This is a genomic window from Amycolatopsis keratiniphila (genome assembly GCF_000400635.2).
In the GTDB taxonomy this organism is placed as follows: domain Bacteria; phylum Actinomycetota; class Actinomycetes; order Mycobacteriales; family Pseudonocardiaceae; genus Amycolatopsis; species Amycolatopsis keratiniphila.
In genome coordinates this window covers 5,780,127-5,804,778 of the sequence record NC_021252.1, presented here as the reverse complement: position 1 = coordinate 5,804,778, position 24,652 = coordinate 5,780,127, and the positions used below count along the sequence as shown (strand labels likewise).

Sequence of the window (24,652 nt, the reverse complement as noted above, 5' to 3'; positions counted from 1 at the left end):
CGGCGTCCCGCGCTGTCCTCCGTCACGCCGCAAGGAGGAGTCATGCGCCGCGGGTACCTGGCCGCGTCGGCGTTCGCCGTCGGTGCCGCCCTGATCGCCGCACCGCTCGCCGGGACGGCGACGGCCGCGAACGATCCCGGCGCGGCGAAGGCGAATTCCCACTGGCTCGCGACGAAGCTGAAGCCGGACGGCACGCTCGACAACCCCAGCGGCGGCTCGCTGCCCGACCACGGCCTGATGCTCGACGTGCTCTTCGCGATGCACGCCGCGGGCGAGGGCACGCGGGCCGAGCCGATCGTGAAGTTCCTCGACGACCAGGGCCACGCCACCGACTACTTCACCTGGGACGGGCTGGCTCCCGGCGCCGGCTACGACAAGATCATCGTCGGCGGCGCCGTGGCGAAGACGCTGGTCGCCGCGCAGGTCTCCGGCCGGAACCCCCGGGCCTTCGACGGCTACGACCTGGTCGCCGAGACCCAGGGCGCGATCATGCGCAAAGGCCCTGACAAGGGCCGGATCAGCGACTACTCCAAGGATCCCGCACTCGCCGACGCGGTGAGCAACAATGCGAACATGTTCGGCCAGGCGCTCGGGGTGATCGGCCTCGCCGCCGCGGGCGCGAACGACCGGCTCGCCATCGACAAACTGCTGACCCAGCAGTGCTCCGAGGGCTACTTCCGCGTCCTCTTCTCCTACATCCCGACGAAGGAGACCGGCGACCACGTCACCCCGGACGGCCGCAAGGTCTCGACCTGCGACGAGGGCAAACCCCTCGGCCTTTCCCCGACCGACGGTGACGCCACCGGCCTCGCCCTCTCGGCGCTGCTGGCCGCGAAGAAGGCGGGCGCGGCCGGTCTCGACGCCCCGATCGCCAAGACCGTCTCCTGGCTCAAGGCGAACCAGAAGCCCGGCGGCGGCTGGGGTGGCGGTGTCGGCACCGAGGCGCCGAACACCAACAGCACCGGCCTGATCGTCCAAGCGCTCGTCGACATCGGCGGCGCGGACGCGGCGGTGGACAAGGGCGTGCGGTACCTCAAATCCGCGCAGGCGAACGCCGCGGCCGATGCCGGGAACAAGCTCGCGGGCGAACTCGGCGCGATCGCCTACGACCCGGCTTCCTACGAGGCCGCCCGCTCCTCCGGCATCAGCGGTGTCGACACCTGGATCCGCGCGAGTGCCCAGGCTTCGCTCGGGTTGTCGCAGGTCGGCTTCTATTCGCTCGCGAAGGGCGAAACCCTGCCGCCTGCCACCGGCGTCCCGGAAACCCCGGCCCCGACGACGCAGCCGCACAAGCCTGCTCCGAAACCCAAGAAGTTCGTCACACCCAGGGCGTCCACCGGCGCCCGGGTGTCGACGGTGGCGGCGATCACCACCCCGGTCGCCGCGACCCCGGCCGCCCGCCTCGGTGCCTACCTGACGAACCGGCTCGTCGGCGGCGACCACGTCGAGGTCACCGAGGACGGCAAGACCTACGTCGACTACGACGCCACCGCCGATGTGGTGCTGGCCCTGCGGGCGCTGGACCAACAGCCGGATTCGGTCGCCCGCGCTTCGCAATTCCTTCTGAAGCCGGAATCCGTGCAGGCCTACGCCCACGGCGCGCCGTACGAACAGGGCGAGGCGTCGTACGCCGAACCGCTCGCGAAACTCGTGCTCGTCGCCCAATTCTCGAAGTCGGACGCTGCCGGCCCGTTGCGTGCCGACCTGGTGAAACTGCGCGGTGCCGACGGCGAATTCACCGACACCGGATCGTTCGCGGACGCCGACCGCACGGTCGAGCGGCACGCTTGGGCGGTGCTCGCCACCGCCGCCGATCCCGGCCCCGCGGTCGAACTGCTCCTTTCCCGCCAGTGCGCGGACGGGACCTTCCCGAAGCACCTCGACACCGCGGAGTGCGGTTCCGGCGATCTCGCCGCGACGGCCGCCGCGGTCACCGCGCTGGTCGCCCGTCCGCATACGGACACCGCGCCGCCGACCAGACGCCCGGACGCCTGGACCGAGCGGCGTGTGTCGGCGTTCGTCTCCGCGGTGGGCGCGCTCGGCGTCCGGCCCACCGGCGAAGGTTTGGTGACCGGGGAAGGCGGCGAGACGGACGTCGCGCTCAGCGCCGCCGTCGCCGCCGCGCGGCAGACCGCCGGGCTCGACGCGAGCGGAACCGCGCGCTCGCTGGGCAAGCTCGTCCAGGCGGACGGCGGGTTCGCCAAGGCATCGGGTGGCGAGACCGATCTCCCCACCAGTTCGGCCGCCGCCCAAGGGATCGCGGGCCGGTCCTGGCTCACCGCCGCGGATTCGCCGCTGTCACCCGCGATCCGGCTCCCGCTGACCACCGGCACCGATACGCCGGTGCTGGCCGCCGCCCAATCCGACGACCAGCCGGCCTGGGTGATCTGGGGGCTCGCGGGGCTGGCCGCGCTGCTCCTGCTCACCGCGATCGCACTCGTCTTCGTCCTTCGCCGTTTCACCAAGAAAAAGGGGGTAACACCATGAAGAGACTGCTCGCCGTCACGACCGTCCTCATCGGACTGATCGGGCTGTCCGCCGCACCCGCGAACGCGGTCGACACCACGAAGGGGTACAACGGGATCTGCACCGGCGCCGACGCGCGAACCGGGGTCACGGTCGTGATCGACTTCCAGGAGCTCGCCGCGCCGACGATCACCCGCTGCTCGCCCAACGCCACGCCGGGCACCGCCCGCACGGGGATCAAGGCGTTGCAGGACGCGGGGATCGCGGTCGCCGGCACCGCACGCTGGGGCCTCGCTTTCGTCTGCCGGCTGGAAGGCCGCCCGTCGGCGACGGAGACGCTCCCGCTGACGACCAACCCGAACTACAAGGAAGCGTGCGTCACCACCCCGCCCGCGGGCGCGTACTGGGGTTACTGGCACGCCGACGGTTCCGGTTCCACCTGGACCTACAGCAGCTCGGGGGCGCTCAACCGCAACGTCGTCCCTGGCGGGTTCGAGGGCTGGTCGTTCTCGCTGAACAAGTCCGCGACGACCAACCCGCCGCCCGGCGTCACGCCGAGGAACCCGGCCATCCCGTGAAAAGGCTCTTCGGAGTGGTGGCGGCGATCGTCTTGATCGCCGCCACGGCGCCGTCCGCGCACGCGGTCGACCAGGGCAAGGGATATCCCGGGTTCTGCAAGGACGCCACCGGGGTCACCGTGGTGGTGGATTTCCAGCAGCTCGGCGGCACGACGATCGTGCGGTGCAATCCGCAGACCACCCGCGGCACCGGGCTCGACGCGCTCAAGGGCGCCGGTTTCCAGATCGCCGGGGTCCAGCGCTGGGGCGAGTCGTTCGTCTGCCGGGTCGAGAACCGCCCGTCCGCGGCCGAGAACGTCCCCATCACGGGCCGCGGTGACTACCGCGAGCCGTGCGTCGACACGCCACCGGCTCAGGCCTATTGGTCGTATTGGCACGCCTCGAACAACTGCGCCTGGGACTACAGCCAGTGGGGCGTCAAGAACCGTGACTTCATCCCGGGCGGTTTCGAGGGCTGGTCGTTCTCCCTGAACGCCACCACCCAGAGCAACCCGGTCCCGCGGGTCTCCGCCGTACGGCCGGGTACCGAGAGCCAGCCCTGTGTGCCGCGCGAGGAGGCGAAGCCGGTCACCGGTGACCCCGGCGAGCGGCAGCAGCGACCGCCGTCGGGGAACGGACAGCAGGCCGACGGACCTCAGCCGACGACAGGGGCCGGAGAGGTTCCGGCCGCGGGCCCGGGTTCCGGCGCGCTGCCGCCGCCCAAGCCGCGTCCGAGCGCTTCGGCGCGGCCGAAGGCGCAGGACCCGTCGATGAACGTCGCGTTCACCGGCGGCGAGAACGCCGAGGACGTCAACGCGGTCATCGAACGCGAGTCCGGAGCTGCGGGCTGGGCGCCCTGGGCGGCGGGCGCCGCGGTGCTCGCGCTGTGCGTGGCCGGATTCCTGATGGCGCGCAGACGCAAACGCGCACAAGGAGTCTGATGACGTCGTACTTCCTGCCGCGCGATCTGCATCCGGCCGCGTGGTGGGTGTGGGCGCTCGGACTCGCCGTCGCCGCGACCCGGACGACGAACCCGTGGCTGCTGCTGACCATCGTGGCCGTCGCGGGGTACGTCGTCGTGGCCCGCCGCACCGAGGCGCCGTGGGCGCTGGCGTTCCGGCTCTACCTGTACCTCGGCGCGTTCATCGTCGCGATCCGCGTGTTCTTCCGCGTCGTCTTCGGCGGCGCCGAGGGCTCCACGATCATCCTGCGGCTGCCCGAGATCCCGCTGCCGGAATGGGCGGCGGGCATCCGGCTCTTCGGCGACGTCTCCGCGGAATCGTTGCTGGGCGGGCTCTACGACGGGATGCGGCTGGCGACGATGGTGATCTGCCTCGGCGCGGCCAACGCGCTCGCGAACCCGAAACGGCTGCTCAAGGCGATGCCGCCGGCGCTGTACGAGGTGGGCACGGCGGTGATCGTCGCGCTGTCGGTGTTCCCGCAGCTCGCCGAGAGCGTGCTGCGGGTCCGGCGGGCCCGCAGGCTGCGCGGTGGTTCGGGGAAGAAGAAGGTGAAGGCGCTGCACACCATCCTCATCCCGGTGCTGGAGGACGCGCTTTCCCGCTCGCTGCAGCTGGCCGCGTCGATGGACTCACGCGGTTACGGCCGCGCGGGAGCGGTCGAAGCGCGGGCCAGGCTGATCACCGGAACGCTGATGATCACCGGGCTGCTCGGCGTCTGCGTCGGTGTTTACGCCACTTTGGACGGTTCGACGCCCCGATACCTGGCCGCACCGGTGCTTTCCGCGGGGGTCGTCATCGGCCTGATCGGGTTCTGGTCTGCGGGCAAGCGGGTCCGGCGCACCCGTTACCGGCCGGATCGCTGGCAACCGCCGGAAATCGTCGTCGCCCTCAGCGGGATCGCCGTCGCGGCCGTCCTGTTCACGACGTCGGAGGTGAACCCGATGAACATGAACCCGTCGCTGATCGGCCTGTCCTGGCCGTCGCTGTCGTGGGTACCGTTGCTCGCGGTGCTGATCGGCGTGCTGCCCGCGTTCCTCACCCCCGCCCCCGAACCGCCTTACGCCGCACTGGAAGAAGAAGCCCGGGCATGATCGAACTGGACCACGTTTCCTTCACCTATCACGGCCGCGCCGAACCGGTGCTGTCCGACGTGACGCTGTCCATCGGTGAGGGCGAGCTCGTGCTGTTCGCGGGCCGGACGGGGGCGGGCAAGTCGACGCTGCTCGGCACGATCAACGGTCTCGTCCCGCATTTCACCGGCGGTCACCTCGAAGGCACGGTGTCCGTCGACGGCGTGACGACGCGGTCCCGGCCGCCGCGCGAGTTCGCGCATCTGGTCGGCGTCGTCGGCCAGGATCCGCTCGCGGGCTTCGTCACCGACACGGTGGAGGACGAGCTCGCGTACGGCATGGAGCAACTCGGCCTGAGCCCGCAGGTGATGCGCCGCCGGGTGGAGGAGACCCTCGACCTCCTCGGCATCGCGGAACTGCGCAGGCGCGCGCTGCGGACGCTGTCCGGCGGACAGCAGCAACGGGTGGCGATCGGCGCGGTGCTCACCACCCATCCCAAAGTGCTCGTGCTGGACGAACCGACGTCGGCGCTGGACCCGACCGCGGCCGAGGAGGTGCTCGCGACGCTGGCCAGGCTGGTGGAAGACCTCGGCACCACGGTGCTGATGGCCGAGCACCGGATGGAACGCGTGATCCCGTTCGCGGACCGGATGATCCACGTCCCGGGCACCGGGGAAGTGATCGACGGAACGCCGCCGGAGGTGTTGAAGGACATGCCCATCGCGCCGCCGATCGTCCACTTGGGACGGTTGGCGGCCTGGGACCCGCTCCCGATGTCGGTCCGTGATGCCCGGCGGCGCGCTTCTTCGCTGACGCTGGGGAACCCGCCCGCGCGGAACACGGCCGTGGGCGAAGAACTGCTGGCCGCGTCCGGCGTCGTCGTGCGGTACGGGCCGAAGGTGGCGGTGCGGGAGGTCGACCTGACCCTGCGCGCCGGCGAGGTGCTGGCGATGATGGGGCGCAACGGTTCCGGCAAGTCGTCGCTGCTGTGGGCGGTGCAGGGTTCCGGCCCCGCCAGGGTGGCAAGGTCACCGTCGAGGGCAAAGACCCGAAGACGCTGAGCAGTGCCGCGGCCCGCGCCCTGGTCGGGATGGTGCCGCAGACCGCGAGCGACCTGCTGTACCTGCAGACCGTCGCCGCCGAATGCGAAGCCGCCGACGCGGAATCGGACGCGCAGCCAGGGAAGTGCCGGGAACTGCTCGACAGGCTCGCTCCGGGCATCGATCCGGCGTCGCATCCCCGTGATCTTTCGGAGGGACAGCGTCTCGCGCTCGTGCTCGCGGTCCAGTTGTCGGCGGCCCCGCGGATCATGCTGCTGGACGAACCGACCCGTGGCCTCGACTACACCGCGAAGGCGGCGCTGGCGCGGATGATCGCTTCGCTGACGGCCGAGGGCAAGGCGATCGTCGTGGCCACCCACGACGTCGAGTTCGTCGCGACGATCGCGGACCGGGTACTCGTGATGGCGGAGGGGGAGGTCGTCTCGGACGGCCCGACCGGTGAGGTACTCGGCGGCTCCCCGGCGTTCGCCACGCAGATCGCGAAAATCCTCGGCGAGCCCTGGCTCACCGTCGAAGAGGTCCGGGCGGCGCTTCCGCAGGAGGTCCCGTGACCACGGCGGCCCCGGCGGTCCGGCTCGGTCCCCGCTCGGCGACGGTGCTCGGCCTCGCGTCGCTGGCGGGGCTGATGATGTTCGTCTGGCCGCTGCTGGTCCGCGTCGAGCCGCAATCGATGCAGCACGGCCCGGACGCTCCGTTCGTGTTCATCGGGATCCTGCCGATCCTGATCGTCATCGTGCTGGCCGAGATGTCCGAAGGGGGCATGGATTCCAAGGCCCTCGCGATGCTCGGTGTGCTCTCCGCGGTGAACGCCGCCCTGCGGCCCCTCGGCGCGGGGACCGCGGGCATCGAGACCGTTTTCTTCCTGCTGGTGCTGGCCGGGCGGGTGCTCGGTCCCGGCTTCGGTTTCGTGCTGGGCTGCACGTCGATGTTCGCTTCGGCGCTGCTGACCGCCGGGGTGGGGCCGTGGCTGCCGTTCCAGATGATGTGCTCGGCGTGGATCGGCATGGGTGCCGGGCTGCTGCCCCGCCGTGTCACCGGCAAGGCGGAGATCGCGATGCTGGTGGCGTACGGGATCTTCGTCGCCTACGTCTTCGGATTCCTGATGAACCTGTGGTTCTGGCCGTTCATCACCGACGCCGAAGTGCCGTACCACGACGGGCACATCTCCTACGTGCCCGGCGCCCCGCTGCTGGAGAACCTGCACCGCTTCGCCGTGTTCACCCTGCTGACGTCGACGGCGGGCTGGGACACCGGCCGGGCGATCACCAACACGGTGGCGATCCTGGTGCTGGGGCCCGCCGTGCTCGCGACGTTGCGCCGGGCTTCGCGGAAGGCTTCCTACGGCGTGATCCCCTCGTTCACCGATGAGCCCGCTTCCGGCGCAGGACGTGGAAGGACACGGCGAACGCCACTCCCGCGGCCACGATGATCGCGGCGAAGACGGGATGCATGTCCTTGGACAGGCTCTGCGCCCGTTCGGGGCCGATCGCCCACAGCGCCAGGGGAGTGGCGTAGGCCGCGGTGAGAGCGATCGCGCCCCAGCGGAGCGTTCTGAGCCGGGCGTCGCGCAAAGTGCCGATCAGGACGAGCGCGACCGGGACGATCGCGAGCATCGCGAACTGGCCGGCGACCATGATCGGCACGGCCCAGGCCGAGACGATGACGGTACGCGAAGCGCGGCGGACGGTGGTTTCGCGGTCGAGCGTCTGGGTGGACATCGGTTCCTCCGAGGTGTTATCGAGGGGTAAGTCAAAGGTGGCGTGATGGAGTCGGCGGTGCGAGCGGGCTCGTCACCGAGACCCGGCACCGCGCCCTCAGACTGTCCCAAAAGGACAATTCCCGAGATCAAGGCGTCCGATTTGAGCACTTTGCGCAGTGTTGCCCCAGGGTCGTGAGTGGTGATGGTCGTTCTAACCCTCTTTATCACTCACGACTCGCCGCGAAACCGGACTTAAAGGCACAAAGCGGCCGCATGCGGCCCGCGAAGTGACCACTGTGGACACCAATGCCTCAGACGGCACCACGCGCCACATTGGGCTTACCCCTCAATAAGTGCGGTCAGCGGTGGGATTCGGCGGTCGCCTTGAGGTCCTTCAGCCAGGCTTCGAGGCTCCAGCCGAGGAATTTGGTCGCGGTGGGCACGTCGGCCTCCACCTGGGCGCCGGACCAGCTCTCTTCGGTGCGGACGAGCACCCCGCCCTTGACCTCGGTGAAGTTCCAGACGTGGATCCCGTTGTCGATGCCGTGGTCCAGGCGTTCGCTGCTCAGCACCGGCTCCTGCCAGGACGGCCGGCGTCCGACGTCGGTCTGCAGGCGCCAGATCTTGCTCAGCGGGGCCTTGATCAGGGCCTCGGTCCGGTAGTGGATCGGGGCCTTCGTGTCGATGGTCTTGCCTTGGCACGAAAGCGGGGCGGGGGACGTGGTGGTGGCGTGCGCGGGTGCCACCGCACCACCCAGCAGGCCGATCGTCACCGGGAGGGCGAGCGCGGCGGTGCGGTAGAGCGGCTTCACGAGGACTCCTTGTTAGCAGTGATTGCAATAGTTAGAAGCTATAACTGTACTGAGGTGAGTGTCAATAGGGAAAGTGATAGCTTCTAACTGAACGGAAGGGGTGGCCGGTGGAGACCTCGCGGGAGCGGTACCGGGCCCAGGTGCGCGCGGAGATCAAGCGGCACGCCTGGGAGCAGCTGGCCACGACCGGGGTGTCCGCGCTGTCCCTCAACGCGATCGCCAGGCACGTCGGCATGAGCGGCCCCGCGCTGTACCGGTACTTCCCCAGTCGCGACGACCTGATCACGGACCTCGTCCGCGACGCGTATCGAAGCCTCGCCGATGCCGTTCAGGCGGCAGTCAGCGTGACTGAAGTCGCCTACGCGATCAGGGAATGGGCTTTGGCGGACCCGCAGCGATACCTGTTCGTCTATGGGACGCCGATCCCCGGGTATCACGCGCCTGGCGACACCACGAAGATCTCGGACGAGATCATGACCGTATTGCTCCGGGTGTACGCGGCGGAGCCGGACGACGGCCGGGCGCTCCGTCGTGCCGTCACCTTCTGGACCCGTGTTCACGGCGTTCTCTCGCTGGAGCTCGCCGGGCATTTCCCGGCATGGGGTTCGACCCCACCCTGCTGTTCGCCGCCGAGGTCGACTCTTTGTCCATAAAGGACGGTTTCCGCTGAGTGGGGCATCGTCGGCCGCTTTCGGCGCTGTACGGCGGTTTTCGCGTTCGCTGTGCTAGCTTCCGGGAATGCGCGGAGGATCCAGGATTCGTACGCTCGCGGTGCTCTCGTCGATGCTCCTGGCTTCGCTGATCGGCCCCGGTGCCGTCGCGAACGCGTCCGGCGGGCACGGCTGTGAATGCGCCACCCCGTCGATCGACCGATTGCAGCAGTGGCTCGCCTCCGGTGAGGGCACCACCCTGCCGCCGACCGGCAGCCTGCTCGTCCGCGAACGCGGCGGTTACGCGGCCAAGGTGACCTTCCTCAACGCCGAATGGCACGTGGTCGTCGTCTGGCTGGGGAACCGGTTCGAAGCACAGGCCGATCTCTCGAAATCCGCCGGTTTCTGGATGACCTACAGCGCGACCGACGACCTCTACGTCCAGTTGCGTCCCGCCTCGAAGTGGAGCGGCGGGGACAAGTGGCTCACGAAGGTGCCGTCGACCGGCGGGAAGAGGGTGAAGAAGTTCTTCAGCTTCAAGCCCGGCGCCTGGACGACGCTGCCCGAACTGGGTACGCCCGGCTACTCCTTCGCTTCGGCGCTCACCGAGGCGCGGGGCCTGGTCTTCGTCGGCAAAACGCCGAACGAACTCGACTTCCGCGGCCTCTCGATCGACCGCTACCGGCCGCCCTGTCTCTGAACACTCCTCGGTATTTCACCTGTCCGGAGCGACGGCCTTCGCGCACCGTGCCCGATTTGTCCTGTACGGTGAACCTTCAGCCGCCTTCGCAAGACCGATCCGAGGAGTACCCCTGATGAGCCTGTTCGACTCGCTCAAGGAAAAGGCCGCCGAACTGCTGGGCGGCGCGGGCGACAAGGTCAGCGAGCTGACCGGTGTCGACCTTTCCGGCGCCGCCGACCAGGTCACCCAGGCGACCGGCGGGCTGGCCGAGACCGGTCAGGGCCTCGCCGAGAGCGCCACCACGGCAGGCCAGGACGCCGTCGACTCGGCCACCGCGGCCGGTCAGGGCGTCGTCGACTCCACCGGTGCGCTCGGTGACGCCGCCACCGGACTGGCGGGCGACGTGATCGACCCGAACGCCCGGGGCTGACCGCCCCCGGACTCCCCGGTATCCCGCGGATACCGGGGAGTCCGTCATTTCGGGCCCGGGTGCTCCGGTGTGACGACGTCCGGTTTTCGGCATGACGATCTTCGGTTTTCCCTATCCCACAAGGGAATTCTCGCCGGACAGGCGGATGCGGAAACGGTTGTGGTAACCCGTCCGCGGCCGCGAAGCTCGGTCGGTGATCATCAACCGACTGAGGCCCGTCGGCCTGTGCGCCGGGCTCACCGTGCCCGCGCTTCTCCTGCGGTTCACCGGCACCGACCCGGGTGCGCCGGCCGGTCTGCTGCTGTTCGGCCTCGCCGTCGTGGCGGCGTCGTTCCTGCTCGCCTGGGCGGCCGAAGCCGCGCAGGTGGACATCTCCGGCGGCCTCGCGATCGCCGTGCTGGCCGTCATCGCGGTCCTTCCCGAGTACGCGGTGGACCTGTACTTCGCCTACACGGCAGGCTCGAACCCCGAGTACGTCGCCTATGCCGCGGCTAACATGACCGGCTCCAACCGGCTGCTGCTCGGCCTGGGCTGGTCCGCCGTCGTGCTGGTCGCGCTCGCCGTCGCGAAGAAACGCGGCGGCATCACCGTCCGCGAGCTGGTCCTCGACGCGCCGTACCGGATCGAGCTCGGATTCCTCGCGATCGCCTCGATCGTCGCGTTCGTCATTCCCGGAACGGGGCAGATCTCGCTGGTCCTCGGCTTCGCGTTGCTCGGTTTCTTCGTGTTCTACCTCTGGAAGGTCTCCCGCGCCGAACCCGGTGAACCCGAACTCGTCGGTCCGGCCGCCGCACTGGGCGCGCTGCCCCGGCGATCCCGCCGGACCCTCGTGGCCACGCTGTTCGTGTTCGCGGCCGTGGTGATCCTCGCCAGTGCGGAACCGTTCGCGCACAACCTGATCGCCGTCGGGACGGAACTGGGCGCCGACCGGTTCCTGCTCGTGCAGTGGCTCGCGCCGCTGGCGTCGGAGGCGCCGGAGTTCATCGTGGCGATCCTCTTCGCGCTACGGGGCAAGGGCGACGCGGCGATCGGCACCCTGCTTTCCAGCAAGGTCAACCAATGGACGTTGCTCGTCGGCAGCCTGCCGATCGCCTATGTCCTCGGCGGCGGGGGAGCGGCACTGCGCCTGGACGGCCGTCAGATCGAGGAATTCCTCCTCACCGCGACCCAGACCCTGCTGGGGGTCGCCGCGCTGCTCGCCCTGCGTTTCCCGCGCTGGGCCGCCTGGACGCTGCTCGGCCTGTTCGCGGTGCAGTTCGCGTTGCCCGGCCAGACCGCGCGCTATGTCCTTTGCGGGGTCTACGCGCTCATCGCGTTCGCCGCTCTGATCCGCAACCGCCACCACCTCCTGCCGACCCTGACCGCCCCGTTCCACCGCACACCTGGCCGGAAAAATGAGGTCCGCCCGAGCGCCGTCCGCCGTTAGTCTGGTCGGAACCGACCGATCTGCGGGGGAGCGGACCATGGCCGTGATCTGGATAGTGCTCGGGATATTGGTGCTGGTGATCGGCATCGCCGTCGTCACCGACATACGCGATCGAGGGCGGGGCGGGACACGCAAGATCATGTTGCCTGGCTGGGCTTCACGGCGCGCCGATTACACGGAGAACGACCTCGTCCACGGTCGCTGGTCGGAAAAGTCGCCGCGTGAACAGGACGAAGAACTCCAGCGCCGGTACAAATCGGGCGACGAATAAGGGGTCAGGCGGCGGGTCTGGTCCAGCGCCAGGCGGCGTGCAGGGCGGTGATCAGCGCCTCGTCGTCGGCGAAGGTGGGTTCTTCCCCGACCGGTATCCAGGTGTGGTCGACGATTTCGCCCTCGGTCCGCCGGACCACCGAGATCCCGGGGTAGGACAAGGCCGCGCGGCCGCCGTCGCCGGCCACGTGGCGGTGCTCCCAGCGCAGCTGGACAACGCGATCAGCGCTCATCGACCACAACTTTCCGTACTTGCGTATCGGGTATGTCGTCTGTCGGCGTCCGCGCGTTTCACTTCGCCCTTGTGATCTGCGCCCTTCGCACTGCGGAATCCCGCACCGGATCCGATTCTTTTCGTGAATTCCGTGGAGAGTGACCCCGATCACAAATCCACTCCCCGATCGTGAGAACATGAGGGCCAAGCAGCCGGATCCCGGAGGGTGAATGCTCCGCAGAATGCGTCGCTGGCTCGAATTGCTCAGTCTCGGCGGGTTGGCGGTGGCCGGCTTCGCGGTCGGGATCGCGGAACAACTCGGCCTGCTTGACAAAGTCGCGCCGAAAGGCGTCACCACGCTGACCTTGATCATGGTCAGCGGGGTGGTCGTGGTGCTGCTCGTCGAGCTGACCCCGTTGCGCGCGCTGGAGGACATCCGCGATCGGCTCGCCGGTCTCGACATCGACACCATCGCCACGAGCCTCCGCCGTTCGCACTACGGCGGCGTGGTCGAAGTGCACAAACGCTTTCCGGACGACGAGTTCGCGGCACACGTCGCGAAGGCCAAACAGGTGACGATCCTGAACACCTGGATCCCCAACCTGCAGCGCCTGGAAAAGGAACTCGAAGCCGCGATCGTCGACCGGCGCGCCGAGGTGCGGATCATGCTGCTGCACCCGAACTCGATGCTGGTGGGGCTGCGGGAGGCGGCGCTGGGCCGGAACGACGGCGCGGGCAACCCCTTCGTCAGCACGGGGATCGCGGAGTGCCTGGAGATACTCTCCCGGCTGCACCGGCGGCTGGCGAAGCGCCAGGGCAACCTGAAGGTGCGGGTGTTCAACTCGCAGGCCTCGGTTTCGGTGTACCGGGCCGACGGGCGCTACCTGGTCAGCATGTTCCTGCACGGCCAGCTGGCGGTCAATTCGCCGCAGTTCCAGATCGAGGGCACGCACGACACCGTGCTCGGCGAACAGATCCAGCGCGAGCTCGACACGTTGTGGGACATCGGCCGCGACGTCGACCTCGCCGACTGGAACCGAAGCATCGACATGATCCGTTTCTGAGCAAGAGGTGTACTGATGCGCGAGCTCGACGAGTTCGAAGACGGTTTGATCGAGCGGTTCAGGAATCACCCCGCGCTGCGGGGCGTCACCGAGCTCCCGGTGGAGGACCTCCATGCCGTCCTGTTGCAGCGCCGGTTCCTGTCGCTGGCGTTCACCATGGCCTACGACCTGGCGATCGACCTGCTCACCGACGAGCAGTCCAAACGGATCGCCCGCGTCATCGTGCGCGAGGAGTACCCGGACAACACTTCGCCCGGCAGCACACCTTCGCACCGCGAGGATCTGATGACGGACATCCTCGCCCTGGGCGTCCCGCGCGAAGTGCTCGTACGGTCGAGGAAGTCCCTGGCCACGTCGGCCTGCCTCGACACCACCATGGAGCTGATCGCCTCGGCGGGCGACTCGAAGTACGCCGATATCGAACTGCTGACCATTCTGCGGTTCTGGGGCGAGGTGCTGGTCTCGGTCGAGTACGGCGAACTCTGGCGCCGGATCGGCCCGGTGCTCGGCGACAAGTCCGTCTTCTACTACCCGCACCACGTGCACGACGCGAAGTCGCGCCCGCTCGCCGCGGCGTCCCCGCTTTCGCTGACGCATTCCGACCAGCTCGGACTGCGGCTGGTGCAGCTGATCGACTCCAGTGAGGCGCGGGAGCGGTTCCGAGAGACGGAAGAGGCGGTGGTCGCGGTCAAGACGGCGTTCTACGACCAGTTCGTCCCCGCCTCGTGAGTGGTAAGGACGGTTCTGAAGTACGTGAAGGCCCTTCATGTACCTAGGCGCAAGCAAGGGGTCCTTCATGTACTCGGCAAGCCGTGAAGGCCTCCTTCCCTACCTTCAGGGTAGGCAAGGAGGCCTTCACGGACTTCAGTCGAGCAAGGTCACGAGTCACTCACCCACGAGACCGGCGAACCGGCTCAGCGTCTCCTCGCGTCCCAGCGCCTGGGTGATCGAGTGCAGGTCCGGGCTCCGGGTCGAGCCCGTGATCGCGATCCGGATGATCTGCGAAGCCTCGCGGATGGAGCCCGGGAAGCCCTCGGGGTTCTTCTTGAACTCCTTGGCGTTCTTCGCGAAGCCGTGTTTCGCCGCCACGTCGCGGATCTGCTGGAACCACTCCTGGCCGTCGTCGAGCTGCTGGTAGTTCTCGACGAAGTCCCGCACCACGGCCTGGACGACGGCGGGGTCGACGCCGAGGGCGGTGATCCGCTCGTCGCCGGGGCTCGCGACGGCCGCGTGCAGCTGCGGGAAGAAGAAGCCGTAGACGGCGCGGAACTCGCTCCACTTCTTCAGGTCCTTGCGCGGGTTCTCGGCGTCGTCACGCTCGACGGCGAGCGCCCGGAGCGCGAGGTCCGGCTCGGCGTCGAGGACGGTCCGCAGCTCGGGGTCGAACCGCTCCGCCCAGCCCCGGACCTCCTCGAGGATCTCGGCGCCGGACAGCGTGGCGATGTGGTCGGCCGAGATGTCGTCGAGTTTGACCAGGTCGACCAGCGGGCCGGCGACCCCGCATTCGTCGAGGTTGATCGGCTCGGCCAGCGCCTGGTCGAGCGGCATCTCGGCGAGACGGCCGTTGGCGAGGCCGCGCAGGTAGTAGAGGACGGCCTTGGTGGGATAGCCGGACTCGATGTAGAAGTCGACGCTGGCTTCCGGGTCCTTGCGCTTCGACAGCTTGCGCTTGCTGCCGCCCTCCTGCTTCATCAGCGGCGCGATGTGCGCGTACGTGATCGGCTCGAAGCCGAGCGCGTCGAACAGCTGCTGGTGCACCGGCACCGACGAGATCCACTCGTCGCCGCGGATGACCAGGTTGACCCGCATGAGGTGATCGTCGACCGCGTGCGCGAAGTGGTAGGTCGGCAGCCGCGGGCTCTGGTCGGAGCTCTTGAGGATGACGACGTCGTTGCGGTTCGCCTCGGCCTCCAGCGGGCCGCGGATGGCGTCGGTGAACCGGGCGCGGGCGCCGGTGTCGTCCGGGGCGCGGAACCGGACGACGTACGGGTCGCCGGCGTCGAGCTTGGCCTGCACGTCGGCGGGGTCGGCGTCGCGCCAGATGGCCCACGAGCCGTAGTAGCCGGTCGGCAGCTTCGTCGCCTGCTGCCGGGCGGTGATCGCCGCCAGCTCGTCCTTGGTGGCGAAGTCGAGGTACGCGCGGCCGGAGCGGAGCAGGTGGCGGACGTAGGTCAGGTAGATCTGCTCGCGCTCGGACTGCTGGTACGGGCCGTAGTCGCCGCCGCGGTGGATGTCCTCGTCGGCGGCGAGGCCGAAGTAGGCGAACCCGCGCTCGAACTGGTCGATGGCGCCTTCGACCTCGCGGGAGCGGTCGGTGTCCTCGACCCGGACGAGGTAGCGGCCGCCGCTGCGGCGGGCGACGTCCTGGTCGATGGTGGCGACGTAGACCCCGCCGATGTGGACGAACCCGGTCGGCGAGGGGCCGAACCGGGTGACCAGGGCGCCTTCGGGCAGCTCGCGGGCGGGGTAACGCTGTTCCCAGTGCTCGGGCTCGGGCAGGTCGGCGGGGAAGAGGGCGTCGATGACTGCTCGGTCCAGCATGGCGGTTCAGATCTCCCGGCGTCGTGGTGCATGGCGGTTTTCGCCACCGAAGAGCCTAACCGTCCGGCCTCCGGGCCTGGTGAGGGTGGTCCCGAAGCCGGATCGAGACGTGCTTTTCCGTCGGTGCTCCCCGGTAAAATGGGCGTGCCGGACATTCGGGGAGGAAATCGGTGACCACCGATAGCTCGCTTCGTGAAGAACCCCAGCTCACCATCCGACCAAAACCCTCGGCGTTCTTTCTGCGCCGTCGCTTTCTCCGCACTTTTGGGCCCGCGCTGGCCCTGGCCGTCGGCGGCCTGATCGCCCTGCTCCTGAGCGGGACGATCGTGGTCCCGTTCCAGCAGACGCTCGTCCTGCGCGGCAAGATGGGCTCCAAATCGGATCTCTTCGAGGACGCGAAGATCCAGGAAATCCTGATGCGCCACCACATCCGCGTCCATGTGACCAGGGCGGGTTCGCGGGACGTCGCCACCCACGACCTCAGCCAGTACGACTTCGTGTTCATGTCGGGCGAGCCCGCCGCGAGCCTCGTCCGCCGGTCGAGGGCCGACCAATGGACGGGCAGCGCGCGGCAGCCCTTCACCAGCCCGATCGTCCTCGCCACGTATCGCCGCTACGCGGAAACGCTGGAGAGCAACAAGATCGCCACGAAACCGCAAGGAGAGCGGGATCCGCTGTACTACACGCTGGACACCCAGAAGTTCATCGAGACGATGAGGCAGGGGCAGACCTGGGACTCGCTGGGCATCAGCCGCTTCGGCGCGCAGAACGGGAACAGGGTGCTCGCCCAGACCTCGAACGTCTGCGACTCCAACTCGGGCGCGACGTACCTGATCCTGCTGGCTTTCCTGGAGAACGGCCGCCATGTCCCGGTCGCCGACCCGCAACCGGCGGGCGCGCCCGCCGGTCCGCCGAACCTCTCGTCCGCGAAAAGGCTGGCCAACCGGATCAAACCGCTCGTGGCGGCACAAGGCTTCTCGTCGGCGGATCTGTCGGAGTCGTACGCGAATCTGGCCGAGGGCGACAAGCCGATCGTCGTCATCTACGAGCACCAGTATCTCGCCATGCAGTTGCGGGCCAAGGCGCAGAGCGGGCAGCCGGATCTCGACCGGGTGCTGCTGTACCCGAAGGACGACATCCTGACCAAACCCCAGTTCCTGGCGCTGAAACCGGAAGCGGAACGGCTCGGCGAGCTGATCACCTTCGACCCGGAGCTGCAGCGCCGCGCGATGGAGCTCGGCTTCGGCGTCGCGACGCCCGCGGGCAGCACGAAAAGCGCGCGGCTGTACGACTTCCTCCGCGGGCAGGGGCTGCCCGCGCCGCAGATCGCCGGTGACGACAGCACCACGCCGTTGCCGGACAGCCCGGTGCTGGAGGAGATGATCAAGACGGTCGGGGACTGCCCGTGAAGCGGCTCCTCGCGATCCTGTGCTGCCTGCTCCTGGCGGCCGCCGCCTGTACGAGCGGCGGGCAGAAGGTGAAGCTGCGCGTGCTGGCCAGTTCGGAGCTGGCCGATCTCGGACCGATTCTCGAAGACCTTCGCGCGGAAACGGGAATCGAACTGGAAATGGATTTCCGGGGAACCATCGACGCCGTCGCCTCCCTCACCCCGGGAAAGGCACAGCACGATCTCGCCTGGCTTTCCACCGACCGGTATTTCCAGCTCAAGCACCGGCAGTCGGGGGACAAGGGGGAACGGCCGCTCGCGACCAAGACCATGGTGTCTCCGGTCATCGTCGGGATCACCCCGGCGAAGGCGGCGGAACTGCGCCGCGGCAAACCGGACGGGAAGCTCTCGTGGGCGGATCTGGCGGACGCGGCGGCGGGCGGCGGCTTCCGGTTCGCGATGGCGGATCCGGCCAAGTCGACCAGCGGGCTCACCTCGCTCGTCGGGGTGGCGACGGCCGCCGCGGGCACGGGCGCGGCGCTGCGCCTCCAGGACGTGAAATGCGACAAGCTCCAAGGCTTCCGCACCGGGCACACGCTGACCGCGGACACTTCGGCCGCCGTGGCCGATCGGTTCACCGAGCGCCAGGACGTGGACGCGATCATCGGATACGAGTCCACCTTGCTCTCCCTCAACGCGAGCGGCAGGCTCAAAACCCCGTTGGAACTGGTGTACCCGCGCGACGGCATCGTCCAGTCCGACTATCCGGTCCTGCTGCTCGACCCGGCCAAACGGGAGGTGTACGACAAGGTCGTCTCCTGGCTCAGAAGCCCGGCGACACAGAAGAAACTGATGGAGCGGACGCTCCGCCGCCCGATCACCGGCGAGGTGGGGCTCGATCCGAGGCTGCCCGCCTCCATCGGGAACTCGCTGTACTTCCCGGACGAACAGGCCGTCGTGGACAAACTCCTCGAAGACTACGCGGCCTCCGCTTCCCGCGCGCCGGGACGCGTGATCTTCGTGCTGGACTTCTCCGGTTCGATGAAGGGCTCGCGTATCGCCGCGCTCCGGGCGACCTTCGCCGGGCTGAGCGGCGGTCCGGACGGAGGGTTCGACCGCTTCTACCGCGGCGAGCGCCTCACGGTCCTCCGGTTCGGCGGGAAGATACTGGGGGACAAGGAGTTCACCATCGACGGGCCGGGTGATCTCGACGCGTTGCGGGCCTTCATCGCGGCCGACGAGTTCGACGGCAACACCGCGGTCTGGGCCGCGCTCGGCGAGGCGTACGCGAAGGCGAGCGCCCATCGCGGCGCCGAGCCCGGCAGAGGCGTCTCGATCGTGTTGATGACCGACGGGGAGAGCAACACCGGCCCCGGCATCGAAGAATTCCTGCGCGCGCCAAGGGATCCGGGCGTGCACACGTACACCATCCGGTTCGGCGAGGCGAATCCCGCCGAACTGGAGCGCGCGGCCGTGGCCACCGGTGGCCGGATGGTCGACGCGAACACCACCTCCCTGCTCGACGCCTTCAAGGAGATCCGTGGCTGCCGATAATCTGTGGTGGGAAGTCTGGGGCTGGTGGATCGCGGTCTGGGTGCTGACCGTGCTCGCCTTCCTCGTCGCGATCGTCGTCTTCGTGAAGCATTGGCGCCGCGCGCGCTCCGACGGCGATCAGGGCATGATCCGGGGCATCGCCTTCTACCTGCACACGAAATCCGTGATGGGTCTCTACCAGTTGCATCGCTACAACGAGGCGCTGGAACAGGAGGTCGAGAAACGGAAGAGCCGGGGCTGGCGGTTCTGGGGTTCGGGTGGATTCGGGCCGCTGAGAGGGGAATCGGAGCGCACCGACACCGACGAGGAGTTCCGGCGGTACATCCGCAAGGCCGAACCGATCACGGTGATCGGTATCGTGACGAAGGTGCTGGAGAAGCACCACGACATCATCTACGTCGATTTGACGAAGCAGGAATTGGTCCACAATCGGGCACTGGTCAGGGAACTCGGCTGGGCCGACGGCCCCGAGAGCACCCGGCAGCTCAAGACCAGGCTGCGCGGTTTCGAGGCGTTCATCTCCGTGAAAGGCCTGTTCCGTCAACGGTCCCAGACCGACACCGAGACGGTTTTCGTGGCGCCGTACGGGAATCCGGACGATCCGGAGCGGAGCAGGCGGATCCGGTTCACCTGTGTGACCAGCGACCTGCGCGACTCCGCGCCCGCCGGCGCGTTCCGGGCGCGCTGCCTCGGCAAGGTCGAGGACTGGGATCCCGAAACCGGGGAACTCGTCGTCCACCCCATCGCCATCTTCAAGTAGCAGGCTGCTCCACTCGCGTCGTCCGGTTGACGCGAGTGGAGCAGTCGAAAGCCACACGTCGCCCGTGTCGCTTCGCACTGTCGACACCGGGGCCCGAACCTGCACGATTTCGGTATCCAACACCGCAGGTTCGAGGGAGATCTTCGATGAAGACCACCGTTTCCGACGATATCCGCAGCTTCTTCTCCGACGCCGGCATCGATGTCACCGCGGCCGGGCAGGCCGAGGTCGAACTCGTGATCGACCACTTCGACAACTGGAAGAACGCGTCAAGCGGAGGCGCCTTCGGCTGCTTCACCGGCGCCTGCTGTCTCATGGCCTGAATGGTCGGCGCAGAAGCAGCCGACCCCCTTCGCGATCCAGTCCCGCCCCTCCCACCCGGGGTGGCGTTCGATCATCAACGCTTCGACCTCCGCGGCGATCGTCTCTTCGGGAAGCGCCGAGTCACGCCGCTTCCAGGTCTCGTCGCGCAGCAGTGCGAGGTATTCGCGGACGTCGGTCAGGATCCGGCGTCCGGAGACGTCGCCGTGACCAGGGACGACGAGGTCCGGTCCGGCGGCGGCCAGCCGTCCCAGCACTTCGATCCAGCGCACTCCCGAGACATCGGTGTCGTACGGCGGGAACCACGGGAAGATCGAGAACTGCCCGGTCTCGACCAGGTCTCCGGTGAACAGCACGCCGGCGTCGGGCACGGTCACCACCTGATCGCCCCTGCTGTGGGCGCGTCCGGTGGCCGCCAGGCGCACGACCCGCCCGCCGAGATCGAGGTCGTACGCGTCGTCGTAGACCACGTCGGGGGTGGCGAGTTCGACACCGTCCAACGCCCGGGCGACCGGAGTGCCGAGGCCGCGGAACATGTCGAGATAACCCGGTCCTTTGTGGACCAGATCCGCGGCTTGGACGCTGTTGACGAGGTAGGTCGCGTCGTCCGCGAAGACCTGCGCGCCGAAAGCGTGCTCGGGGTGGAAATGCGTCGTCGTCAGGTAGAGCCTGCGGCCGCGGGCGAGTTCGGCCGCGAAGGCGAGCACCTTCTCGGCGTTACGAGGGCCGAGTCCCGTGTCGACGACGAGCACCGAGTGCGAGCCGCCGATGACGCCGATGTTGGGGACGAGGTCGACGCCGAGATTCGGGATCACCACGACGTCGCGGGCGATCTCCCTGGCCTGGGCCGGGTCGACGGCGGGTTCGTGGGTGAGTGGTTCGAAGGGCATGTCCCCACCTTCGCGCCGGGCTCCGGACGTCGTCCAAGACCGATCTCCACACCTCGATACCTGATGGGTATCATCGCTGGTGATGGAGCTACGCCTGTTGCGCTACTTCGTGGCCGTCACCGAGGAGCGGCACTTCGGCCGGGCCGCCGCGCGGCTGCACATGACCCAGCCGCCGCTGAGCCGGGCCATCCGGCAACTGGAGAACGACCTGGGGGTCGTCCTGCTGCTCCGGTCGGCCGCCGGCGTCGAGCCCACCGCGGCCGGAAGCACCCTGTACGCCGAGGCCCGCACCCTGCTGGACCAGGCCGAACGCGCCCGCGCTCGGGTGGTGGAGGCGGCAGGCCCCGCGACCCTCACCGTCGGCACCCTGTCCGACGGCGCGGGGGAGGCGGGCACCCGCCTGGCCGCGGCGTTCCGGCGACGGCATCCCGAGGTCTCGATCCGCTTCCGTGAGGCGGATTTCACCGACCCCACCACCGGCCTGCGCCCCGGGCTGGCCGACGTCGCGCTGACCCGGTCGCCGTTCGACGAAACCGGCCTCACCGTCCGGATTTTGCGTGAGGATCCGGTCGGGCTGGTGCTGCGTACCGGCGATCCGCTCGCCGACCATGCGACGCTCCGGCTGGACGACGTCGCCGATCGGCCGTGGTTCCAGTTGCCGGAGGGCACGGATCCCCGGTGGCGCGAGTACTGGCACGGGGCGACACCCGTCGGCGGGCGGCCCGCCGGGCCGGTGGTGCGCACGGTCGGCGAATGCCTGCAAGCCGTCCTGTGGAACGGATCGGCCGGGATCGCGCCGATCGGGCACGCCCTGCCCGACGGGCTCACCTGGGTGCCGCTGGCCGACATGCCACCGAGCCCGCTGGTCGTCGCGTGGGTGACCGAGCGGGAGAACCCGCTGATCCGCTCGTTCGCGCGGATCGCCGTGGAAGGCCATCGCTAGACCGCACTTACAAGTGCGTACTTCCCTCCGGAGAGCGGCTCCCCGAAAGTGAGTACAGCTTCGCTCACCATCCACAAGGGAGTCCACGACATGTCCAGACCTGCCGCCAGGTCCCAGATCCGGGTCGGCCGGACCACGGTCACCTACCTGCCCGACGGGCACGCCTGGCTCAACCCCGCCGTTTTCCTGCCGTCGAGTGTGCCGTCCGGCTGGGCGGCCCACGACGCGTTCCTCGACGAACGCGGCTGGTTCCCGGTCAGCATCGGTTCCTTCCTGATCAGGACGGACGACCGCGTCATCCTCGTGGACCTGGGGCTCGGCGCGGCCGACTTCAGCCTGCCCGGTGCCGCCGAGTTCCATGGCGGGGGCCTGCTCGACGCCCTGGCCGCGGAAGGCCTGAGCCCGGAAGACGTCGACACCGTGATCTACACGCATCTGCACCACGACCACGTCGGCTGGACGACGAACGTCCCGCCCGCGCCGGACGGTCCGGGCGGGCCGGTGACCGGGCTGACCTTCCCGGCGGCGCGGCATCTGGTCAGCGAGGCCGAATGGGCGCACTGGTCCGGCACGAACGACCCGGTCGGCCCGGATCCGCTCGCCGTGCAGGAGCCGCTGGCCGAGGTGATCGGGTTCTTCGGTGACGGCGACGTCGTCGCGCCGGGTGTGCGGATACTCGCCACGCCGGGGCACACGCCCGGCCACAGCAGCCTGGTGGTCACCGATCCGGACGGGGAAGACCCCCGCCGCGTCGTCGTGCTCGGCGACGTCATGCACTGCCAGGTGCAGATCACCGAAAGCCACTGGACGTTCGCGTTCGACGTCGATCCGGCGGAGGGCGTCGCCACCCGCGAGCAACTGCTGAAGGAGATCGAGGACGACCGGACGATCCTCGCGGGCGGGCATTTCGCCGGCCAGGTGTTCGGCCGGGTCCTGCCGCCCGCGCTGCGCCGGATCTGGGCCGCCGGCCAGGCCACCGGATAACGTCGCGGGTATGCCGGAACCACACCGCCGCCGTCCCCGTCCAGGCACTCCGGGCCAGGTGCTGGCCTGGTTGCCGGACGGGCGGCCGGCCGATGTGTACAGCGCGCCGTGTCCCTCGCGACAGGTACTGGATCGCATCGCGGACAAATGGACCGCGCTGATCGTCGGCTGCCTCTCCACGGGGACCAAGCGCTACAGCGAACTGCGCGCCGCGATCGACGGGGTCAGCGAGAAGATGCTCACCCAGACCCTGCGCGGGCTCGAACGCGACGGTCTGGTCACGCGCACCGTTCATCCGACGGTGCCGCCGAAGGTCGAGTACACGCTGACCTCGCTCGGCCAGACCATCACCGCACCGCTGGCGGTGATCCGGGACTGGGCCGAACTCCATATCAACGAGATCAACGACGCCAGGACGCGGTACGACGCCGGGGTGTAGGAACGCCGCGTCCGGGGCATTCCCCGGCATGCCGGACACATCTCCAGAACCCGACCAGGCGACCGTCGACGCCGTCGGGAAGCTGACCTTCGCCCTCGAAACGGTCGAGCAGGCGCGGGGCCACCTGTATGCCTTCCACCACCTCACCGGAACCGCCGACTTCGCGCTCGGCGAGGCCGTCGAAGCACTCCGGGAGGCCGGGCACGCCGAGTGGGCGGAGCGGATCCAGACCGAACTGGTCGGGCTCAACGTGCTGCCGGAGCGGTGGACCTTCCAGATGATCGAGGAGTACGACGAGGGCTACTACGCGGCCTACCGCGAGATGGCGCGCGACGTCACCGGTGACCTGACCGGTGGGCGGCGGCACCTGCACGAAGAGCGGATCAAGCGCCGGCGGCGTACCGAGGGACGGCCGGGGCACGAGATGGGGCGGCCGTCGAGCGGCTGACTACTTGCAGGGGTCGTGGCCCCAGTTCATCAGCGAATACCGCCAGGTCGTGTCCGTGACGTCGCCGGACGGGCGCTGCGCGAGATGCCGGTGCACGTAGCCGACCACCTTGCGCATGTGCCGTTCGTCCTCTTCGGAGAGTTCCGCCTTCTTCGTGCGCAGGATCGTGACGATCCGGCGGCCCGACTCGTGGCCGACCGACTCGCCTCCGTCCTTGTGCTGTCCCGCTTCGCGAGACTCGTCGGTCTTCAGCCACTTCTCGAGTTCACCCGCGGTCATGTTGACCGCTTCGCCGAACTCGGCGTGGACGTCCTTGTCTCCGCTCACAGCTTCTCCAGTGCCTCGGGCTTGTGGACCGCTTCGCCGCCGCTCTTGTCGCTGCGGACGAGGTACTGCGGCTGCTCCTTGGACGCGCGAACCGTGCGGCCGCCCGCTTCGGTGTCCGAAGTGATCTCCTTCAGGACCTCGCCTTCGGCGTGCCCGCCATGGCTGTTCCAGCGGACCTTGTCGCCTTTGCGGAATCGCTTGCTCATCGCACTCCTTCTCGTCGTGGACGGTCCGACGCGGGCCAGACGTAGGGCAGGTCGTCGGGGACGTCCGGGAAAATCGGGCGGTAATGCCCCGGCTCCTTGCGGACGAGCGCGGACTGGTGGCTGCGGTGGAAATCCGGGTCGCCGAGCCAGGGCGGCAGTTCCTTCGCGTCGGCGAGCCGGTCCTGGGTGCGGACCTCGTCGAGCCCGGTGGCGCGGAGCAGATCGAGCCGGAGCGTTTGCCGGCAGGTGTCCTGGCGGCCGGTCTCGCACCAGACCTCGCAGATGTCGAAGCCGTACCGGACGAGCGCCTCCTCGTAGCCCGCCCACATCGCCGCGGCCGGGTGATGCCGCCAGCCGTATCCCGGCACCGTCAGCGCGCGCAGCACCTGGATGGTCTCGACCCGCTGCTTACCGAGCCTCCGCTGGTCGAGGACGGAAGCGGAGGCCCGGAAATCAGCGCACGGGAGAAACGTCTGCACACCGGCGGCT

Annotated in this window: 27 protein-coding genes and 2 pseudogenes; 21 read left to right on the top strand and 8 right to left on the bottom strand. The window is 68.9% G+C overall.

What is annotated here, in order from left to right; genetic code table 11:
- Positions 1-42: 42 nt before the first annotated feature.
- From AORI_RS67110 to AORI_RS67085, 6 genes and pseudogenes are all read left to right on the top strand, one after another.
- A complete protein-coding gene (locus AORI_RS67110) occupies positions 43-2,487 on the top strand; it encodes a hypothetical protein (protein ID WP_016335547.1) in 2,445 nt (814 codons plus the stop codon).
- A complete protein-coding gene (locus AORI_RS67105; protein ID WP_016335546.1) occupies positions 2,484-3,044 on the top strand; it encodes a hypothetical protein in 561 nt (186 codons plus the stop codon). Before AORI_RS67110 ends, AORI_RS67105 begins: the two co-directional genes overlap by 4 nt.
- The gene (locus AORI_RS67100) at positions 3,041-3,964 is read left to right on the top strand and encodes a hypothetical protein (protein WP_016335545.1); all 924 of its coding nucleotides are present in this window, start codon (positions 3,041-3,043) and stop codon (positions 3,962-3,964) included. Before AORI_RS67105 ends, AORI_RS67100 begins: the two co-directional genes overlap by 4 nt.
- Positions 3,964-5,076, top strand: coding sequence for an energy-coupling factor transporter transmembrane component T (locus AORI_RS67095; protein ID WP_016335544.1), 1,113 nt, complete (start codon positions 3,964-3,966; stop codon positions 5,074-5,076). Before AORI_RS67100 ends, AORI_RS67095 begins: the two co-directional genes overlap by 1 nt.
- Positions 5,073-6,667 (top strand): annotated as a pseudogene (locus tag AORI_RS82270) (ABC transporter ATP-binding protein). Before AORI_RS67095 ends, AORI_RS82270 begins: the two are co-directional and overlap by 4 nt.
- Positions 6,664-7,545 (top strand): ECF transporter S component, encoded by an 882-nt coding sequence (locus tag AORI_RS67085; RefSeq protein WP_016335543.1) that lies wholly within the window; start codon positions 6,664-6,666, stop codon positions 7,543-7,545. The pseudogene AORI_RS82270 and the gene AORI_RS67085 overlap by 4 nt, the downstream one beginning before the upstream one ends.
- On the opposite strand, the gene AORI_RS67080 is transcribed toward AORI_RS67085, so the two are convergent.
- The gene (locus AORI_RS67080) at positions 7,475-7,834 is read right to left on the bottom strand and encodes a hypothetical protein (RefSeq protein WP_043848231.1); all 360 of its coding nucleotides are present in this window, start codon (positions 7,832-7,834) and stop codon (positions 7,475-7,477) included. The two genes, AORI_RS67085 and AORI_RS67080, sit on opposite strands and share 71 nt — an antisense overlap.
- Before the next feature lie 340 nt (positions 7,835-8,174).
- Complete coding sequence (locus AORI_RS67075) at positions 8,175-8,627, bottom strand: SRPBCC family protein (protein WP_016335542.1); 453 nt, start codon at positions 8,625-8,627, stop codon at positions 8,175-8,177.
- A gap of 140 nt (positions 8,628-8,767) precedes the next feature.
- Between AORI_RS67075 and AORI_RS82265 the strand changes: the two are divergent.
- The 5 genes and pseudogenes from AORI_RS82265 (at position 8,768) to AORI_RS67050 (ending at position 12,086) form a co-directional block, all read left to right on the top strand.
- Positions 8,768-9,297, top strand: a pseudogene (locus tag AORI_RS82265) (TetR/AcrR family transcriptional regulator).
- A gap of 101 nt (positions 9,298-9,398) precedes the next feature.
- Positions 9,399-9,977, top strand: coding sequence for a hypothetical protein (locus tag AORI_RS67065; protein WP_016335540.1), 579 nt, complete (start codon positions 9,399-9,401; stop codon positions 9,975-9,977).
- A 115-nt stretch (positions 9,978-10,092) separates the two neighbouring features.
- Positions 10,093-10,389 carry a hypothetical protein gene (locus AORI_RS67060; protein ID WP_016335539.1) on the top strand — a complete coding sequence of 99 codons (297 nt, stop codon included), beginning with the start codon at positions 10,093-10,095 and terminating at the stop codon, positions 10,387-10,389.
- Positions 10,390-10,582: 193 nt separating this feature from the next.
- Positions 10,583-11,815 (top strand): hypothetical protein, encoded by a 1,233-nt coding sequence (locus AORI_RS67055; RefSeq protein ID WP_016335538.1) that lies wholly within the window; start codon positions 10,583-10,585, stop codon positions 11,813-11,815.
- A 37-nt stretch (positions 11,816-11,852) separates the two neighbouring features.
- Complete coding sequence (locus AORI_RS67050; RefSeq protein WP_016335537.1) at positions 11,853-12,086, top strand: hypothetical protein; 234 nt, start codon at positions 11,853-11,855, stop codon at positions 12,084-12,086.
- Between the two features lie 4 nt (positions 12,087-12,090).
- Here AORI_RS67050 and AORI_RS67045 read toward each other — a convergent pair whose 3' ends face one another.
- Positions 12,091-12,318, bottom strand: a complete 228-nt coding sequence (locus AORI_RS67045) for a hypothetical protein (protein ID WP_046199830.1) — start codon at positions 12,316-12,318, stop codon at positions 12,091-12,093.
- 211 nt (positions 12,319-12,529) lie between these two features.
- Here AORI_RS67045 and AORI_RS67040 point away from each other — a divergent pair, with 211 nt between their 5' ends.
- Together AORI_RS67040 and AORI_RS67035 are read left to right on the top strand one after the other, a co-directional pair.
- Positions 12,530-13,363: a hypothetical protein gene (locus AORI_RS67040; RefSeq protein ID WP_228688183.1), complete on the top strand. Its 834-nt coding sequence runs from the start codon at positions 12,530-12,532 to the stop codon at positions 13,361-13,363.
- A gap of 15 nt (positions 13,364-13,378) precedes the next feature.
- On the top strand, positions 13,379-14,092 hold the full coding sequence (locus AORI_RS67035; protein ID WP_016335534.1) for a hypothetical protein: 714 nt from the start codon (positions 13,379-13,381) through the stop codon (positions 14,090-14,092).
- A 156-nt stretch (positions 14,093-14,248) separates the two neighbouring features.
- Here AORI_RS67035 and AORI_RS67030 read toward each other — a convergent pair whose 3' ends face one another.
- Positions 14,249-15,904 (bottom strand): glutamate--tRNA ligase, encoded by a 1,656-nt coding sequence (locus AORI_RS67030; RefSeq protein WP_016335533.1) that lies wholly within the window; start codon positions 15,902-15,904, stop codon positions 14,249-14,251.
- A 170-nt stretch (positions 15,905-16,074) separates the two neighbouring features.
- On the opposite strand from AORI_RS67030, the gene AORI_RS67025 reads away from it, so the two are divergent.
- From AORI_RS67025 to AORI_RS83930, 4 genes are all read left to right on the top strand, one after another.
- Positions 16,075-17,313, top strand: a complete 1,239-nt coding sequence (locus AORI_RS67025) for a hypothetical protein (RefSeq protein WP_016335532.1) — start codon at positions 16,075-16,077, stop codon at positions 17,311-17,313.
- Positions 17,310-18,845 (top strand): vWA domain-containing protein, encoded by a 1,536-nt coding sequence (locus tag AORI_RS67020; RefSeq protein WP_016335531.1) that lies wholly within the window; start codon positions 17,310-17,312, stop codon positions 18,843-18,845. Before AORI_RS67025 ends, AORI_RS67020 begins: the two co-directional genes overlap by 4 nt.
- Positions 18,832-19,605: a hypothetical protein gene (locus tag AORI_RS67015; RefSeq protein WP_016335530.1), complete on the top strand. Its 774-nt coding sequence runs from the start codon at positions 18,832-18,834 to the stop codon at positions 19,603-19,605. The genes AORI_RS67020 and AORI_RS67015 overlap by 14 nt, the downstream gene beginning before the upstream one ends.
- A gap of 146 nt (positions 19,606-19,751) precedes the next feature.
- Positions 19,752-19,928, top strand: a complete 177-nt coding sequence (locus tag AORI_RS83930; RefSeq protein ID WP_167337776.1) for a hypothetical protein — start codon at positions 19,752-19,754, stop codon at positions 19,926-19,928.
- Here AORI_RS83930 and AORI_RS67010 read toward each other — a convergent pair.
- Positions 19,875-20,816: an MBL fold metallo-hydrolase gene (locus tag AORI_RS67010; protein ID WP_016335529.1), complete on the bottom strand. Its 942-nt coding sequence runs from the start codon at positions 20,814-20,816 to the stop codon at positions 19,875-19,877. The two genes, AORI_RS83930 and AORI_RS67010, sit on opposite strands and share 54 nt — an antisense overlap.
- Positions 20,817-20,898: 82 nt before the next feature.
- On the opposite strand from AORI_RS67010, the gene AORI_RS67005 reads away from it, so the two are divergent.
- The 4 genes from AORI_RS67005 to AORI_RS66990 all read left to right on the top strand — a co-directional run bounded on the left by AORI_RS67005 (position 20,899) and on the right by AORI_RS66990 (position 23,630).
- Positions 20,899-21,759, top strand: coding sequence for a LysR family transcriptional regulator (locus tag AORI_RS67005; protein ID WP_043848230.1), 861 nt, complete (start codon positions 20,899-20,901; stop codon positions 21,757-21,759).
- Between the two features lie 90 nt (positions 21,760-21,849).
- Entirely contained in the window at positions 21,850-22,743 is an 894-nt protein-coding gene (locus AORI_RS67000) for an MBL fold metallo-hydrolase (RefSeq protein ID WP_016335527.1), read from the top strand.
- A gap of 10 nt (positions 22,744-22,753) precedes the next feature.
- A complete protein-coding gene (locus tag AORI_RS66995; protein WP_081809708.1) occupies positions 22,754-23,182 on the top strand; it encodes a winged helix-turn-helix transcriptional regulator in 429 nt (142 codons plus the stop codon).
- A 28-nt stretch (positions 23,183-23,210) separates the two neighbouring features.
- Positions 23,211-23,630, top strand: a complete 420-nt coding sequence (locus tag AORI_RS66990; protein WP_016335525.1) for a hypothetical protein — start codon at positions 23,211-23,213, stop codon at positions 23,628-23,630.
- Here the strand turns inward: AORI_RS66990 and AORI_RS66985 are convergent, their stop codons facing one another.
- Genes AORI_RS66985 through AORI_RS66980 form a run of 3 tightly spaced genes read right to left on the bottom strand, consistent with a single transcriptional unit; the run spans position 23,631 to position 24,642 of the window.
- Positions 23,631-23,957 (bottom strand): DUF3140 domain-containing protein, encoded by a 327-nt coding sequence (locus tag AORI_RS66985; RefSeq protein WP_016335524.1) that lies wholly within the window; start codon positions 23,955-23,957, stop codon positions 23,631-23,633.
- Positions 23,954-24,163 (bottom strand): hypervirulence associated TUDOR domain-containing protein, encoded by a 210-nt coding sequence (locus AORI_RS83010; protein ID WP_016335523.1) that lies wholly within the window; start codon positions 24,161-24,163, stop codon positions 23,954-23,956. Before AORI_RS83010 ends, AORI_RS66985 begins: the two co-directional genes overlap by 4 nt.
- Complete coding sequence (locus AORI_RS66980) at positions 24,160-24,642, bottom strand: MSMEG_6728 family protein (protein ID WP_016335522.1); 483 nt, start codon at positions 24,640-24,642, stop codon at positions 24,160-24,162. Before AORI_RS66980 ends, AORI_RS83010 begins: the two co-directional genes overlap by 4 nt.
- Positions 24,643-24,652 lie beyond the last annotated feature (10 nt).